The organism is Ahrensia sp. R2A130, assembly GCF_000179775.1.
Lineage (GTDB): Bacteria > Pseudomonadota > Alphaproteobacteria > Rhizobiales > Rhizobiaceae > Pseudahrensia.
The window spans coordinates 212,673-226,978 of record NZ_AEEB01000022.1 but is presented as its reverse complement, the minus strand read 5'-3'; the positions used below and the strand labels follow the sequence as shown (position 1 = coordinate 226,978).

Sequence of the window (14,306 nt, the reverse complement as noted above, 5' to 3'; positions counted from 1 at the left end):
CTTACTTGTAAGGGTCTGCCGCGTCTCGCAGTCCATCGCCCAGGAAATTGAAGGCGATGATGACGAAGATGACGGGCACGACCGGTAACATCAGCCACGGGAAGACCGCGACCACGTTGATGGACTGCGCCTCGTTGAGCAGCACACCCCAGGACGTGATCGGTTCGCGCAGGCCAAGGCCGAGGAACGAGAGTGCCGTTTCGCCCAAGATCATCGTCGGAATGGTAATCGTTGCCGATGCGATGAGGTGGCTCATGAAGCCTGGTACCAGATGGCGACCAATGATGCGGGGGGCTTTTGCGCCGATCAGCTGGGCTGCCAGCACGTAATCTTCCTCACGCAAACTCAAGAGTTTTGAACGCACGGCGCGCGCAAGCCCTGTCCAGTCGAGCAGCCCCAAGATGATGGTTATCCCGAAATAGATCAGGATCGGCGACCAACTCGCGGGCATGATGGCTGATAGCGTCAGCCATAGCGGGATCGTGGGAATGGATTGCAGAACCTCGATCACGCGCTGCACAATCATATCGACCCATGAGCCATAATAGCCCGCAGCGCCACCGATCACGATACCGAGGAAGAAGGATACTGTGATTCCGATGAGGCCGATGGTCAGCGAGATACGCGCGCCTTGCAGTATGCGCGAGAGCATATCGCGGCCCAGCCTGTCCGTTCCCAAAAGATAAAATGGTGCGCCTTTCGGCGCACAAACTAGATGGTTGTCAGCAGGTATGAGGCCGAACCAATTGTATTTGTCGCCGGAGCAGAAGAAGGACAGTTTTAGCGGCTTAGACTCATCAACCGTATACTCACGCGTCATGGTCTCAAGGTTCAATTTGCGCTTCAGATCATAGACGAAGGGGCCTATGAACTCGCCATCGTGGAACAGATGCACACCCTGTGGTGGCACATAGATGTGCTTGGAATGGCGGGTTTGGTAGTTCCACGGCGACAAGAATTCGGAGATGAAAATCGTCGAATAAAGCACCAGCAGGAATACGCCGGACCATACGGCAACGCGGTGCTGCCTGAATTTCCACCACATGAGCGTGAGCTGCGAGGCGAAGTATATTTTCTCCTGCTCGGGCGTCAGCTGCTCGACCGACTGCAAATCGAAAGGCGCAGTGGAGACGAAGTGGGGCAGGGCGCCTGCGCCTTCTGCTGGCAGTGGCGAACCGGTTTGTGTGCCTTCCGGCAGATTGGCTTTCATCCGCGCTGCAGCAGCGGCGGCTTCTGCGCCGGATGTTTCGTCCACGGTGAGGGGTGTATTGCTATCGGCTGCGAAGGTCTCCGTGCGCGCCGTATCCACCGCATCGCTGGTCAACGTGTTGCCGGTGAGAACGCTTTTACTTTTGTCATCACTCATTTCGATGCCCCTCCGGTCAAACGGATACGGGGATCTAGGAAGCCGAGCAGAATGTCGGACAACAGCACGCCGATGACTGTCAGTGTTGCGAGGAACATGAGGAAGGAACCGGCCAGATACATGTCTTGAGACTGCAACGCGGCGATTAGCAATGGACCTGTGGTTTGTAGCGACAGCACTATGGCGACAATTTCTGCCCCCGAAATGATGGCAGGCAGGAGCGAGCCGATATCAGCCACAAAGAAATTCAGGCTCATGCGGAGTGGATATTTCACCAGCGCTTTGAATGGCGGCACGCCCTTGGCGCGGGCCGTGGTGACGTATTGCTTCTGCAATTCATCCAACAGGTTCGCGCGGATGCGGCGGATCATGGCAGCCGTGCCCGATGTGCCGATGACAATCGTTGGCACGATGAGGTGTTCGAGAATGGATTTGAATTTATCCCAGCTCATCGGCTGGTCGATATATTCGGCGTCCATCAACCCACCGATGGAGACGCCGAAGATGGTCTGGGCGAAATACATCATCACCAGTGCCAGCAGGAAGTTGGGTGTCGCCAACCCGAGCAGGCCGAAGAAGGTGAGGCCGTAATCGCCCCAGCTGTACTGGTGGGTTGCAGAGTAGATGCCGATGGGAAAAGCGATGACCCATGTGAGAATGATCGTGGCAAATGACACGAGGATCGTCAGCCAAAGGCGGTTGCCCACGACCTCGGAAACGGGGCGCTGATACTCGAAGGAATAGCCGAAATCGCCGGTGACGAAATTGCCGATCCATAGCAAATAACGCTTCCACATTGGCTGATCGAGCCCGTATTCAGCGCGCAGATACTCCACCCGCGCCATGTCCACGCTTTCGCCCGACGCTAGGAGCTCGCCGATATAGGTCTCGACATAATCGCCCGGCGGAAGCTGGATGATCGTGAAGATGACGAGCGACGCTAGAATAAGCGTCGGTATCATGGCGGCGCATCGGGTCAGGATGTAGCGAAACATGCTTGGCTATTCCTGTCCGTTGGGGTGGGTGAAAGGGTTTGTCATACTCACTCGGCCATGAAGTATGTGTCAGGCATGGATTGGCCAAAATAGAGCGTTGGCTCGAAGGCCCATACCGCCGTTTCAGGAACATTCTTCAATTTGTTGGATACAACGACCGGCTGCAAACCACCTGATACGACGCCGATGGTGTAAACCTGATCGGTGAAGATGGAGAGCATCTCATCCCAGATCTTGGTTTGCTCTGCGGTATCGCCAGCTTTGCGCCAGGACGTATAGAGCTCGGCAAGGCGTTTGATTTCCGGCGTGTTCGGTGCGGTGCCGGTGGAGCCCTTGGATTCGTAGTGCAACCCGTAAGACGGCCACTGCGCCTGCACAGGTGAGATGGGCGCCAGTTCTTCGGGGTTCATTTGTGCCGTGGCCAAGCCGCGGTTCAGACCCTGCCAGGTGGACATTACGGTTTCGCCGTTGGACACACGACCGCGCAGGATATCGCGCTGGGATGGTTTGACGAAAAGCTTCACGGCGATCTGTTTCCAATGGTCGGCGATAAGCTGGAGAATATCTGTTTCCTGGCTGCTCTCGCCTGCCGTTTCCACGATGATTTCAAATGGACGACCATCGGGCATGATGCGGAAGCCTTCACCGTCTTTCTTGTCGAAACCGGCTTCATCCAAAAGCGCATTTGCCTTGTCGAGATCGCGCATGGCCCAGGCGTCTGCGTATTCCTGTTTGAACAGCGGGCTGTCCGGAAGAACGGAGTTAGCCTGCGGGCGGCCAAGGCCAAAGAAGATGGCTTCGTTGATCTCGTCGCGGTCGATGCCCATGGACAAGGCGCGGCGAACGCGGACATCTGCCATGGCGGCGCGGAAGCCCTCATCCTTGGTGTTGAGGTTCGGCAGCAATGTCATTTCCGAACCGCGCCCCGATGGCCACAACAACACGTTGTAGCCGCCCTTGTCGGCACCCTGTTTCAGGAAGGCGTAATTGTCGAAGCGGATGTAACGGGCCTGAAGATCGGTTTCGCCAGTGCCTGCCTTGGCCGCGATGATGGCGGAGGACGCCATGTTGAGAATGACCTCATCGAGATAGGGCAGTTGCGTGCCGTTTGAATCAACGCGGTGATAGTTCGGGTTGCGCTTGAAGATGATGCGCTCGCTGGGCAGCTTTGTGGAGTTCGTCCACGGCTGCAGGCTCGGCATGTCGGGGTTTTCCGGGCGGTACTGGCGGGTGAAACGCTTGTGAAGCGAGGTCCAGTTCTGGACTTTTTCAGACTCGATCAGCGACGTTATCTTGGCTGGATCGGCGTATTTTTCGTGATACTGCCGAGCAAAGTGGGCGGGCATATAGATGTAGGTCGGGCTGGCACCGGCAAGTGCTGTCAAGAACACCGGGTTCACCGTCTCCCACTCGTAGCGCACTGTCAGTTCGTCGATGAACGTGACCTTTGGCAGTTTGCCGTCCACCAGCATTTCACGTGGCGGGCCGCTAGGTTCAAGCTGATCGTTTTGCGCCACGTCTTCCCACCAATAGCGGAAATCTTCGGTGGTGAAGGGCTGACCGTCGGACCACATGTGTCCCTTGCGAAGCTTCAGTGTGAAGATGCGGTTTCCCTCTACCTCGATGCTTTCAAGAATGTCCGGGGTGAGGTTGTAGTCCTGATCCCAAGTCACCAGCCGCGCGCCGCCATAGACGGTGATCCAGCGGACATCTTTGGGCTTTGCCATAAGCGTGGTGAGCGTTCCACCGCGCTTGCCGATGGTTTTTCCCATCGCGTCAAAGTCCAGCACACGGGGCTGTTCCGGTGGGCCAGCGAAGGCTGCTGTCGCGCTGACAGCGGTCACGGCAAGTGCGGAAACGAGGCTTTTGAAGAAGGTCATGGTTGGCCTTTCATACTCTAAGACTGGGTAAGATCTGCGGGTGTTGTGCCTGCAAGGGCGCGCACGGTGTGGGTCGGCGATAACCGCACCATTGTCATGGTGTGATCATCATCGGGATGTGAGGCTTCGAAGGGTGCTGGGAAATGGACGGGGCCTTCGCCGGTGTCCTGTTCGTAGGCTTCGAAGTCGAGTGGGTGATCAAGATCAGCGTGGGGCACCACTTTCAGCAGCGCCTTTGTGTACGGGTGGACCGGGTTTTCAAACAGTTCTCTGCGGGCTGCCATTTCCACCAGTTGTCCGCGATACATCACACCTATGCGGTCCGCGATGTAGCGGACGACCGCGAGATTGTGGCTGATGAAAATGTAGGTGAGACCGAGTTCGGCCTGTAACTGTTTCAGCAGGTTCAGCACCTGCGCCTGTACGGAAACATCAAGCGCGGAGACGGGTTCATCCAACACAAGCAATTGCGGGCGAAGCGCGAGGGCGCGAGCGATGCCGATGCGTTGCCGCTGACCGCCGGAGAAGGAATGTGGATAGCGGCCAAGATAAGTGGGCGTTAGGCCCACCAGCCGCAACAGTTCGGCTGCATATTGCTTCTGCTCTTCACTGTTGCCGATATTGTGCACTTCCAGCGGCTCGCGCAAAATGTTCAGCACGGTGGAGCGTGGAGACAGCGACGAGAACGGGTCTTGAAACACCATCTGCAATTTCTTGCGGAATTCCTGCAACTGGTTGTCGCTGATCGACATCAGATCGGTGCTGTCTCTGCCTTCGTGCCATAGCACCTCGCCACTGTCTGAAGTCAGCGCGCGGACGAGTAGTTTCAGTGTCGTGGTCTTGCCGCAGCCGGACTCTCCAACCAACCCGAAACATTCGCCGCGACGAACTTCAAAACTGACGTCATCTACGGCGTGGACTTTGGTGGCAGTCTTGCCGAACAGGCCTTTGTTCTTTTTGGCGATGAAGGTCTTCGACAGGTTCTTCACTTCAAGCAGAAGGTCATTGTCATGATCGCTGCCTGCCGATACTCCGCCCGCCATCGAGGCTGGGATTTCGTGGTCGATGTCGCGCAGCGATTGCAGCTTTTCGTCGTAGCCCATGGAAAGATCGGGCACGGCTTCGAGCAGGGCTTTCAAATAGGGATGCTGCGGGTCACGGAAAATGGCTTCGCGGGTGCCCGCTTCCATGATCTGCCCGTGATACATGACGACAACTTCATCGGCCATATTGGCCACCACGCCGAGATCGTGCGTGATGAGAAGAACGGCCATTCCAAGCCGTTCCTGCAAGCTTTTCAACAGCGCCAGAATGCGGGCTTGCATGGATACATCGAGGGCCGTCGTCGGCTCATCAGCGATCAGAAGCGCGGGGTGGCAGATCAACGCCATGGCGATCATAGCGCGCTGGCGCAGGCCGCCGGACAACTCCATGGGATACATGGAGTAGGCAGCTTCAGGATTGGGAAAGCCCACCAGATCGAGCATGTCGACCACGGTTGCCCGCGTCGCGTCGCCCTCTATGCCGCCGGGTACATCGCGGTGCAGCTTGAAGGCTTCGCCGATTTGGTTGCCGATGGTGTGCAGCGGCGACAGGGACGTCATCGGCTCCTGAAAGATGATCGACATCTTGCCGCCGCGGAGCGCTACGCGCTCGGGAGCACGGTCGTGCAATTTGGCTAGGTCGAGCGGCGCGTCGTCAGGTAATTCGCGGTACCAGATCGAGCCGGATTTAATGCGTGCCACATTGGGCAGAATACCGAGAATGGCTTGCGACAGTATCGACTTGCCAGAACCGGACTCTCCAACCAGTGCGACGGTCTTGCCAGCCGGAATGCGAAAAGACGTTCCGCGCACCACGTCGAGATCAGCCCCCTTCAGATCAATGGAGATGTGCAAATCGTCGATGCGTATGATGTCGTGGGGTTGCGCCGTCGCATCGGCACTAATATCGGCGCCACGCGCCTGTGCAGCGATAGTTTTATCGCGCAGCGACTGCCCTTGTTCCAACACCAACTCCCTTGGCCTCGCATAACGTGGCCTCACCGCCACGCGTATCCGCTACGATACGGATGTTGACGGAACTGTGACACGATTTGTGCAGAGGTTCAAAGAGCAGAAACACCTTCCTCCCCGAATAGCTGAAACTGTGATTTGTCGAGCACATAAAGGCCTTGATGAGGGATCGCGGCTTGCGCTGCCTCTGCTTGCGGTTGTTGCCCCAATTCATGCAGCAATATGCGCAACACGACAGCATGGGTGACGACGATGCTGTGGGGTGGAAGCCCTGCTACGGCTTGCATGATTGAGGTTGCTCGCTCGGCCATGCTTTCACCGCCATCTGCAGCTGCAAATGTCCACCGGTTGGTTTTGCGACCTTTCCGCTCCTTGTAGAAGCGGTCTTTGACCTGTTGACTGGTCAGTCCTTCCCAGCGCCCCATAGACAGTTCGCGAAGCCTGTCTTCGACTTGAAGAGTATCTTCGTGGCGCCCCATATGGGCGGCAATTTCTGTGGCGCTCTGTCTGGCGCGCACAAGTGGTGATGACACGAATAATAGTTGGTTGCGATCCAGCGTCTCCAAATCGCACAGTCGTTCGATCAAAGCAGCCTGACCAAGCATCATACGTCGTCCGTCCGCCGACAACTCGATATCCGTGCTGCCCTGATAGCGGGCTTGCCGGTTCCAGTCGGTCACGCCGTGACGCAGGAAGACCAAAGGTTGGGGAAATGTCATTGTTGCTTTCTGCAGAAGCCTGCCGTCCGGGACAAGTGCCTTGCGAGGGGCTGGAGGTGCGGTCATGGTCTTTCGATGAAACAGATTTTATCCATATTCCTCATCGCGCTGTCTCTTATCGGGGCTGGTCTTCAACCGTCATTTGCTCAAGTGGGAGTAGCCAGTAAATTGCTGGCGGAGGACGGCGCAAAAGATGGTCTGAGCCAACTTATTGAAGACGCTAAACGCGACGGCTCAACCGTTATCGTTGTGCGTCCGGGGCAGGACGACAAGGCTGCGCCGGACACGTCGATGTTCGATGCGCAGCGCGCGCTAAAAATTCGAGAGCGCGTAAGGCAGATTTTGGCGCTTACCCCGCAACTGCCGGAAACGCTGGGCAAGGTTCTGTCCGCAGAGATGGGGCCGAAGGGTGGCAAGGGGTGGCTTTATAATGGGCTGTTCAATGCAGCTCTGGGGCTGGGCATAGCTTGGGTCATCATGCGCTCGGTTATTCAGGCTACCCGTCGCCGCTTTTCCCATATGCACCACGCGGAACCGCATACTGCGGCAGACAAGGTCAGATATCTTTTGTTCAGGGCGCTTATGTCGGCCCTGTTCGCGCTAGGGTTCGTGGTGATCGCTGGCATTATCGCGATCCTGCTTCACAATGGTGATCCGCGAACTCGCATCGTCACCGTCGAAATCATCATCGCCTACGCCATCTACCGAATGTTGCGTTACGGCGTGTCATGGAACTTGCTGGCGTATGACGCGCCGAAGCATCGCTTGGTCAATCTCAGCGATGAAGAAGCGAAGCGGATGCACCTGCATTGGTGGGTGATGGTGGCGCTGGTGCTGGTTGCAACCGCCATAACCCGCTTTTTTGTGTTGATCGGCTTCAATTCAGGCAACGGCGAATTCAACGGCAACGGCCTTTTGTCGCTTGGTGAAGCGCAGCTTCTATATATCTTCAATGCCGGTTTTGCAGTTTCGATGCTGATTTTGATCACGGTGATAAACTGGCGTGCGCTGTCTCACGTCGTTGCACCAAGTTCTGCTGGCATGGCGTTTTACAAGGCGCGCACGAATTTGGCGCGTTTGGTTCCGCCTTTTATTGTCATCTACGCAATTGCTGCGTTTGTCATGTTCACGTGGCGGGTTGCATCGCTTCAGCCGAACGCTGGTGCCTTCATCATCGGGCCTTTTGTCGTCTCTTATGCGGCGCTGATCGCACAGGGCGTGGCACTGCTGGTCATCCAGCTTCTCTACCAACGCCGTGAGCAGAAGTTTTATGAGCGCCAAGCGATGGAACTCGAGCGGCAACGAGAGCAGGCCGCTATAGCTGCTGCTGCAATGCGGGCTGACTATGATGGCGAAGAAGAAGATGATGTAATTCCCCCGCAAGAGGGTGAGGAAATGTTGGTGGCCGAAGCCGGTGCGCCGCCTGCCGAAGAAGCCGAGGTTCAATTCGAATATCAGCCGCTGCTGCGCGGATTGATCGAACGCTCGGTCGGAGCAATTGTGATCGTGTTTGCGCTGGGCGAATTGGGCCGCATCTGGGGCATCGATGTTATGGCGCAAAATAACTGGTGGGCGTCTTTCCTCGACATCATTCTGGTCAGTGCTTTGGGGTGGTTTGCCTATCGTGCTGTGGGTCTGTTCGTCGACCGGAGAATGGAAGCTGAAGGTGGTATGCCAACAGAAGATGCTGGCGAAGGTGAAGGCGGCGGCGCTGGCGCATCGCGCATGGCGACCCTGCTGCCCATCGTGCGCTACGTGTTGATTTCCATCATCGTGTCGATTGCGCTGATGATCGTGCTGTCGGAACTCGGCGTTGATATCGGGCCTCTGTTCGCTGGTGCCGGTGTGGTGGGTATTGCCGTTGGTTTCGGTTCGCAAAAGCTCATTCAGGACATGTTCTCCGGCGCGTTCTTCCTGTTGGACGATGCATTCCGGCGCGGGGAATATGTCGAGATCGAAGGCATCAAAGGCACGGTGGAAAAAATTTCCGTTCGCTCCTTCCAGCTTCGCCACCACCTCGGCGCGCTGCACACATTGCCCTTCGGCGAGATCAAACAGCTCACCAACTATTCCCGCGATTGGGTGCTGATGAAACTGCCGCTGCGGGTGACCTATGACACCGATACGGAAAAGGTCCGCAAGCTGGTGAAAAAATTGGGTCAACAACTGCTGGACCATCCGCAGGTCGGCCACACCTTCATGCAGCCGCTGAAAAGCCAGGGCGTCTATAAGATGGAAGACAGCGCGATGATCATTCGTGTGAAATTCATGACCAAGCCCGGCGAACAATTCGTCACCCGCAAGGTGGTCTATGAAAGCATTCAGGATCTGTTTGCCCGCGAAGGCATCCACTTTGCCCATAAAGAGGTGACGGTGCGTTTGGCCGAAGATGCCAACAGCGACCGGCTTAATGAAGAAGAGAAAAAGGCGGTCACTGCCGCAGCCCGTTCCGTCATAGATGCCGAAGAAGAAGCGATGGCTGCCGCTGGCGGAAAAGGAGACGGCGGTGGTCGGTAAGGGGGCGACGCTCGACACGGTAACGCCGTTTGGTCGTTACACGGCGACGTTTTCTGAGCGGTTCCGCTGGTCGGTTTCAGACTGGCGGGTGATGCCTGCGAAATGGCGGCAGAAGCTGCGGAAGAAATTCGCGCGGCCTGTTGCGGGTCCATTTGACGTGGAATTTGAGGGCATGAAGCTGCGGCTGTACCCTTCGGAAAACCATTGCGACCGCATCATATTCGGGCGTTCGGACTTACCTGAACGGGAAGAGCATGAGGCGCTTTTGCCTCATCTGACACCCGGCATGGTGTTCGTTGATATCGGCGCGAATGTCGGTTCCTACTCCTGTTTCGTCGGCACCAGATGCGGTGGTGATGCCACGCTCATTGCGCTGGAGCCACATCCACGCACGGTGGAGAAACTGCGCTTCAACCTCGCTGCCAACGGTTTGCCGACCAGCCATGTATTTCAGGCCGCTGCCGGTCCTGAAGTTAGCGAAATGGAACTGTGGTCCGATGGTGGTTCCAATATCGGCCACACGTCATTGCTGCCGGAAGGCACGGCGAATGCGAAGGTGAGCGAACGGGTTTCGGTGCGCCCATTGCTGGATATCGTGATGGAAAGTGGTGTGTCGAAAATCGATATGCTGAAGATCGACGTGGAGGGTTTTGAAGACCGGGCGCTGGCCTCGTTTTTCGATTCTGTGCCGGATGAGTTGTTGCCGAAACACATCCTCATCGAGGTTGCTCACGAAGCGCTCTGGGAGCGAGATTTGATGTCGATTTTCAAGGCGAAAAACTACGAAATCGGCTTCCAAAATCTGGAAAACCGGCTGTTTTCGCTAAAATAGCAGCTGTTTTCCCGAAGTTTTGGCGGGAGGACGATTTATCCAATAAAAAGAACGGCTACGACGGGCAAAAGAGGGAGAAGGCCTTTAGCCCGTCGCGGCCAAGTTCTCGTCGTCGCGCATCCTTGAAGGAACCGTTCGGCCCTGCAAGGCGGAGTTCACCGCCTGGCGAATGTGCTTCAACGTAAAGGGTTTCGAGACCACATCGATGATGATCGCATCGAGATTATCGGCCCGTTCGCGCTGGTCGGCATAGCCGGTCATCATCAGAATTTTGAGATCGGGATAATGTTTGGCGGCCTGCTCGGCGAGTTCGATACCATCCATGAACGGCATTTTCACATCTGTAAGCAAAAGGTCGAAATCGCCCTCATGTTCGATCAGGCGGTCGTAACCGTCTTCACCATCATCGGCTTCGGTGACGGTATGACCGTCAGCCGCAAGTGCGCGAGCAACGAAGGCGCGCACTGCCGAATCATCTTCTGTGAGTAGAATCCTTGCCATGTGTTAACCATGGCGAAAGGCTGGTTAACGAAACGTAAACGCTGCGTTAATTCCTGTTAATTTCTGCTTCAGGCATCACCTTCGACGACACCCACAAAGGGAAGTTCGCGGAAGGCGTAAGCGACATCCATGCCGTAGCCGACGACGAAGTGATCGGGGCAAACGAAGCCCGTATAGTCTGGGTTTATATCGGCTTTTCGCTTGGACCGCTTGTCCAGAAGCACTGCAATTTCAACGCTTGCCGCACCGCGTTCCATCATCAGATCGCGGGCGAATTTCAACGTGTTGCCGCTCTCCAGAATATCGTCGATCAGCAGCACATCGCGGTCTCTGGGATCGCTGTCGATGTCTTTCACGATGGTGACGCCCACCGATTCTGTGCCCTTGCCGTAGGATGACAGGGTGATGAACTCGACCTCTGGCGCCATGCCGCGCAGATGCATAGCGCGGATGAGATCAGCTGCGAAAATGAAGGAGCCTTTGAGAACCGCGATCACCAGCAGGTCGCGTTTCATGCGGTGGTTTGTGGTGTCGGCTGCTGCCTCCGCCATCGCTTCTGCCATGGCGAGATTACGCTCGTTGATCTGTTCCGGTGAAAACAGTGTCGAGATGCGTTTGCCCCGCACCACGATTTCGTTTGAAGCATCGGGTGCGGTGTCATTCATGGGGGTGTTCGCTATTTTGGCGGCGTAAAGCTCACCTTTACATCGCGCACGCCCTCGGGGAAACCGTGGGCGACCGCTGTGAAGCGACCTTTTTCACCAGCGCCCAGTTGTGACGCTGATGCGGTGACGGTCCATTGGTACAGTTTGTCTGAACCTTCACCCAACATGACGAGATCGAGAGACGGCACGGGAACGGGACCTGAAGCGACGTTCTCGATTTCACCGCGCACGATAAGTTTGCGGATACCGTCGCGGGTTTCCTTCACCGTGGTCACCCGCGCGATTTTTAGACCCGGATGATCGGACAGAAGACCGGCAGCACGATAGACCTGTGCTGACTGCGGTACGTTCTCCACAATCGTGTCTTTCAAGCCAACGCCCAAAACGCCAACCATGAGCAGGCAAAGACCGGCCAGAGCAGTTTTCGGCCACGGTGCGGAAGGGATAGCTTCGGGCGGCAGTGAATCCACGAAGATCGGCTCAGGCCGTTCTTCGGCAATGACAGGCAGATTCCGGTCCCGACAAGCGGTGTCCATCAGGTCTTCCATGGTCGGATCCATGGAAGGGGCTGCTACGATCATGCGGCCTGTCGTTTCAGAAACGGGTGTCCATTCGTGATCGCAGGCGCTGCATTGCAGCGGACGCGCTTTCACGACGATCTCTTGCGGTGGATCGCGGAAACGGGCGTCGCAGGCTGGGCAGATCACGGTCATAGCGAAACTCACTCACGTCTGGCAGACGCAAAGAGGGCGTCTTGATACCGCCTATTTATGAATGGAAATGGTTAATGCTTCGCTTCCAAAACCCGGCTGTGGAGCCGATCTTTATACCGTGTTAACCACGATTTAACCGTGCAGGGGTGAACGCTGCATCCGATAAACCGACCGCACTTCAAGAGGGAGCGCCGCATGATCCGATTCGATGAAGTCGGCGTTCGCTATGGAGCGGGCGAAGAGGTGCTGCGCGACCTCAACTTCACCATCGGCAAAGGCTCGTTCCAGTTTCTTACAGGCCCATCAGGTGCGGGCAAGACCAGCCTGTTGCGGCTGCTGTTCGCGTCCATGAAACCGACGCGGGGCAAGGTGGAACTGTTTGGACAGGACAGCGCCATGCTGGATCGTGAAAGCCTTCCTGCGCTTCGCCGCCGCATTGGCATCGTGTTTCAGGATTTCCGCTTGCTGGAACATCTCACACTTTACGAAAACGTCGCCCTGCCGTTGCGGGTGCGCGGTGTCGAAGAAGTTCGCTATCGGCGTGATGTGATCGATCTGTTGAAGTGGGTTGGCCTGTCCGCGCGCATTCACGCTCGTCCCTCCGTCCTTTCTGGTGGCGAACAACAACGTGCTGCTGTCGCACGAGCCTTGATCGACCAGCCTGAACTGCTGCTGGCGGATGAACCGACCGGCAACCTCGACCCGACATTGGCGCGTCGGTTGCTGCGACTGTTCATAGAGTTGAACCGCTCCGGCACGTCTGTCGTCATCGCGACCCACGACCTTGCGCTGATGGATCAGGTAAACGCGCGGCGCATGGTTTTGAACCACGGCAGGCTGGCGATCCATGATTGAACCGAAAAAGAAGGTCGGGCCATTCGTGGTGGACGAGAATACGGGCGAGTTCGAAAAACCAGCAGTGGTCGAAAAAACTGCGCCGAAACCGGATGTTGCAAAACCTGCTGCTGCCGAGCAGTTCAAAAAGCCGTCGCGGATCGCAAGCTTGGCCAAGCGGCGCGGTTGGAGCGGCAAAGCCGTCAAACCATCAACGGCAGCAGAGGGCGGCGAAGATGACCGGCCTCAACAATCCATCGTGCCCCATGCTTCCGTCGCCAGCACCGCGCTGACGCTGGTGGTTGCGATCATGACATTTCTTGCCAGCCTGACTTTGGGCGCGGTGACGTTGGTCAACGATTCTGCGCGCGGTTGGACAAGCGATGTTTCCCGCGAAGTGACAGTACAGATTGCACCTGCTGAAGGTCGCGATCTCGCAGCCGACATTTTATCGGCGCAAACGATTGCTGGCGCGATGGTTGGTATCGTCTCGGTCAAGGTGATGGATGATGCTCAAGTGTCAGAACTGCTGGCACCCTGGTTGGGTGCTGGCCTTGATCCTGCGCTCGGCGGCGTTGCCGATGCATTGCCCATTCCTGCGATGATCATGCTCGGTATCGACCTATCGAACCCGCCCGACCTCGACACGTTGCGTGTGCGGTTGGAAACAGAAATTCCCACCGCAACGTTGGACGATCATCGTGCATGGGTCGGACGCTTGGCTACAATGGCCGGCTCGATGATCGCTATCGGTATCGTCATCTTCCTGCTGGTGGTGGCCGCCACCGTTCTCATCGTGGTGTTTGCCACACGCGGTGCGATGGCGGGCAATGCCCATGTGATCGAGGTGTTGCATTTTGTGGGTGCTGAACCGCCCTATATTGCAGGGCAGTTTCAGAAGCACTTTCTGCTGCTTGGTCTACGGGGTGCCGTTGTTGGTGGCGTGGCTGCGATCATATCCTTCATCGTGATGGGGTACTGGACCGGCACATCTGTCGCCGATCCGGCAGCGGAGCAGGTGCGTGCACTGTTCGGTACGTTTTCAGTGGGGCCGGCAGGTTATCTCGGTGTCGCTATTCTCATTTTTGCTGTGGCGCTGCTGACAGCCTTCACCTCGCGCTACACCGTCATGCGCCATGTGGGCGGGCTTGATGGTACGGTTCGCTCGCGGGATTAGTTGGTGATAAAAGGGTTCTGGCAACTGTGACCGGAAGCTCTTCCCCCGCGCTGCAAACTGCGTGATAATAAGATGTAAGAGCTTTTCTGGCG

General features: G+C 56.7%; 12 protein-coding genes. 4 read left to right on the top strand and 8 right to left on the bottom strand.

Annotation, left to right across the window (positions count from 1 at the left end; genetic code table 11):
- Position 1: 1 nt before the first annotated feature.
- The 5 genes from R2A130_RS14440 to R2A130_RS14420 form a co-directional block, all read right to left on the bottom strand.
- Positions 2 to 1,210: an ABC transporter permease gene (locus R2A130_RS14440; RefSeq protein WP_156798566.1), complete on the bottom strand. Its 1,209-nt coding sequence runs from the start codon at positions 1,208 to 1,210 to the stop codon at positions 2 to 4.
- Between the two features lie 152 nt (positions 1,211 to 1,362).
- Positions 1,363 to 2,361, bottom strand: coding sequence for an ABC transporter permease (locus tag R2A130_RS14435; protein ID WP_009758537.1), 999 nt, complete (start codon positions 2,359 to 2,361; stop codon positions 1,363 to 1,365).
- Positions 2,362 to 2,408: 47 nt separating this feature from the next.
- Positions 2,409 to 4,241 (bottom strand): ABC transporter substrate-binding protein, encoded by a 1,833-nt coding sequence (locus R2A130_RS14430; protein ID WP_009758536.1) that lies wholly within the window; start codon positions 4,239 to 4,241, stop codon positions 2,409 to 2,411.
- 17 nt (positions 4,242 to 4,258) lie between these two features.
- Positions 4,259 to 6,217: an ABC transporter ATP-binding protein gene (locus R2A130_RS14425; protein ID WP_371179398.1), complete on the bottom strand. Its 1,959-nt coding sequence runs from the start codon at positions 6,215 to 6,217 to the stop codon at positions 4,259 to 4,261.
- Between the two features lie 131 nt (positions 6,218 to 6,348).
- Positions 6,349 to 6,975 carry a histidine phosphatase family protein gene (locus R2A130_RS14420; RefSeq protein ID WP_009758534.1) on the bottom strand — a complete coding sequence of 209 codons (627 nt, stop codon included), beginning with the start codon at positions 6,973 to 6,975 and terminating at the stop codon, positions 6,349 to 6,351.
- Between the two features lie 75 nt (positions 6,976 to 7,050).
- Between R2A130_RS14420 and R2A130_RS14415 the strand changes: the two genes are divergently transcribed.
- The gene (locus R2A130_RS14415; protein WP_040306097.1) at positions 7,051 to 9,492 is read left to right on the top strand and encodes a mechanosensitive ion channel family protein; all 2,442 of its coding nucleotides are present in this window, start codon (positions 7,051 to 7,053) and stop codon (positions 9,490 to 9,492) included.
- Positions 9,482 to 10,324: an FkbM family methyltransferase gene (locus R2A130_RS14410; protein WP_009758532.1), complete on the top strand. Its 843-nt coding sequence runs from the start codon at positions 9,482 to 9,484 to the stop codon at positions 10,322 to 10,324. Before R2A130_RS14415 ends, R2A130_RS14410 begins: the two co-directional genes overlap by 11 nt.
- A gap of 84 nt (positions 10,325 to 10,408) precedes the next feature.
- On the opposite strand, the gene R2A130_RS14405 is transcribed toward R2A130_RS14410, so the two are convergent.
- From R2A130_RS14405 to R2A130_RS14395, 3 genes are all read right to left on the bottom strand, one after another.
- On the bottom strand, positions 10,409 to 10,825 hold the full coding sequence (locus R2A130_RS14405) for a response regulator (protein WP_009758531.1): 417 nt from the start codon (positions 10,823 to 10,825) through the stop codon (positions 10,409 to 10,411).
- A 68-nt stretch (positions 10,826 to 10,893) separates the two neighbouring features.
- Complete coding sequence (gene hpt / locus R2A130_RS14400) at positions 10,894 to 11,490, bottom strand: hypoxanthine phosphoribosyltransferase (RefSeq protein WP_009758530.1); 597 nt, start codon at positions 11,488 to 11,490, stop codon at positions 10,894 to 10,896.
- An 11-nt stretch (positions 11,491 to 11,501) separates the two neighbouring features.
- Positions 11,502 to 12,203 carry a zinc finger-domain-containing protein gene (locus R2A130_RS14395; RefSeq protein WP_009758529.1) on the bottom strand — a complete coding sequence of 234 codons (702 nt, stop codon included), beginning with the start codon at positions 12,201 to 12,203 and terminating at the stop codon, positions 11,502 to 11,504.
- 195 nt (positions 12,204 to 12,398) lie between these two features.
- On the opposite strand from R2A130_RS14395, the gene ftsE reads away from it, so the two are divergent.
- Together ftsE and R2A130_RS14385 are read left to right on the top strand one after the other, a co-directional pair.
- Positions 12,399 to 13,058 carry a cell division ATP-binding protein FtsE gene (gene ftsE, locus R2A130_RS14390; protein ID WP_009758528.1) on the top strand — a complete coding sequence of 220 codons (660 nt, stop codon included), beginning with the start codon at positions 12,399 to 12,401 and terminating at the stop codon, positions 13,056 to 13,058.
- A complete protein-coding gene (locus R2A130_RS14385) occupies positions 13,051 to 14,214 on the top strand; it encodes an ABC transporter permease (protein ID WP_009758527.1) in 1,164 nt (387 codons plus the stop codon). The genes ftsE and R2A130_RS14385 overlap by 8 nt, the downstream gene beginning before the upstream one ends.
- Positions 14,215 to 14,306: the final 92 nt, after the last annotated feature.

Bases quoted from the DNA above. Each gene is read 5' to 3' on its own strand.
- R2A130_RS14415 (WP_040306097.1), top strand. From the start codon at position 7,051: ATGAAACAGATTTTATCCATATTCCTCATCGCGCTGTCTCTTATCGGG.
- R2A130_RS14405 (WP_009758531.1), bottom strand. From the start codon at position 10,825: ATGGCAAGGATTCTACTCACAGAAGATGATTCGGCAGTGCGCGCCTTC.
- R2A130_RS14420 (WP_009758534.1), bottom strand. From the start codon at position 6,975: ATGACATTTCCCCAACCTTTGGTCTTCCTGCGTCACGGCGTGACCGAC.
- R2A130_RS14430 (WP_009758536.1), bottom strand. From the start codon at position 4,241: ATGACCTTCTTCAAAAGCCTCGTTTCCGCACTTGCCGTGACCGCTGTC.
- ftsE (WP_009758528.1), top strand. From the start codon at position 12,399: ATGATCCGATTCGATGAAGTCGGCGTTCGCTATGGAGCGGGCGAAGAG.
- R2A130_RS14440 (WP_156798566.1), bottom strand. From the start codon at position 1,210: ATGAAAGCCAATCTGCCGGAAGGCACACAAACCGGTTCGCCACTGCCA.
- hpt (WP_009758530.1), bottom strand. From the start codon at position 11,490: ATGAATGACACCGCACCCGATGCTTCAAACGAAATCGTGGTGCGGGGC.
- R2A130_RS14435 (WP_009758537.1), bottom strand. From the start codon at position 2,361: ATGTTTCGCTACATCCTGACCCGATGCGCCGCCATGATACCGACGCTT.
- R2A130_RS14385 (WP_009758527.1), top strand. From the start codon at position 13,051: ATGATTGAACCGAAAAAGAAGGTCGGGCCATTCGTGGTGGACGAGAAT.
- R2A130_RS14395 (WP_009758529.1), bottom strand. From the start codon at position 12,203: ATGACCGTGATCTGCCCAGCCTGCGACGCCCGTTTCCGCGATCCACCG.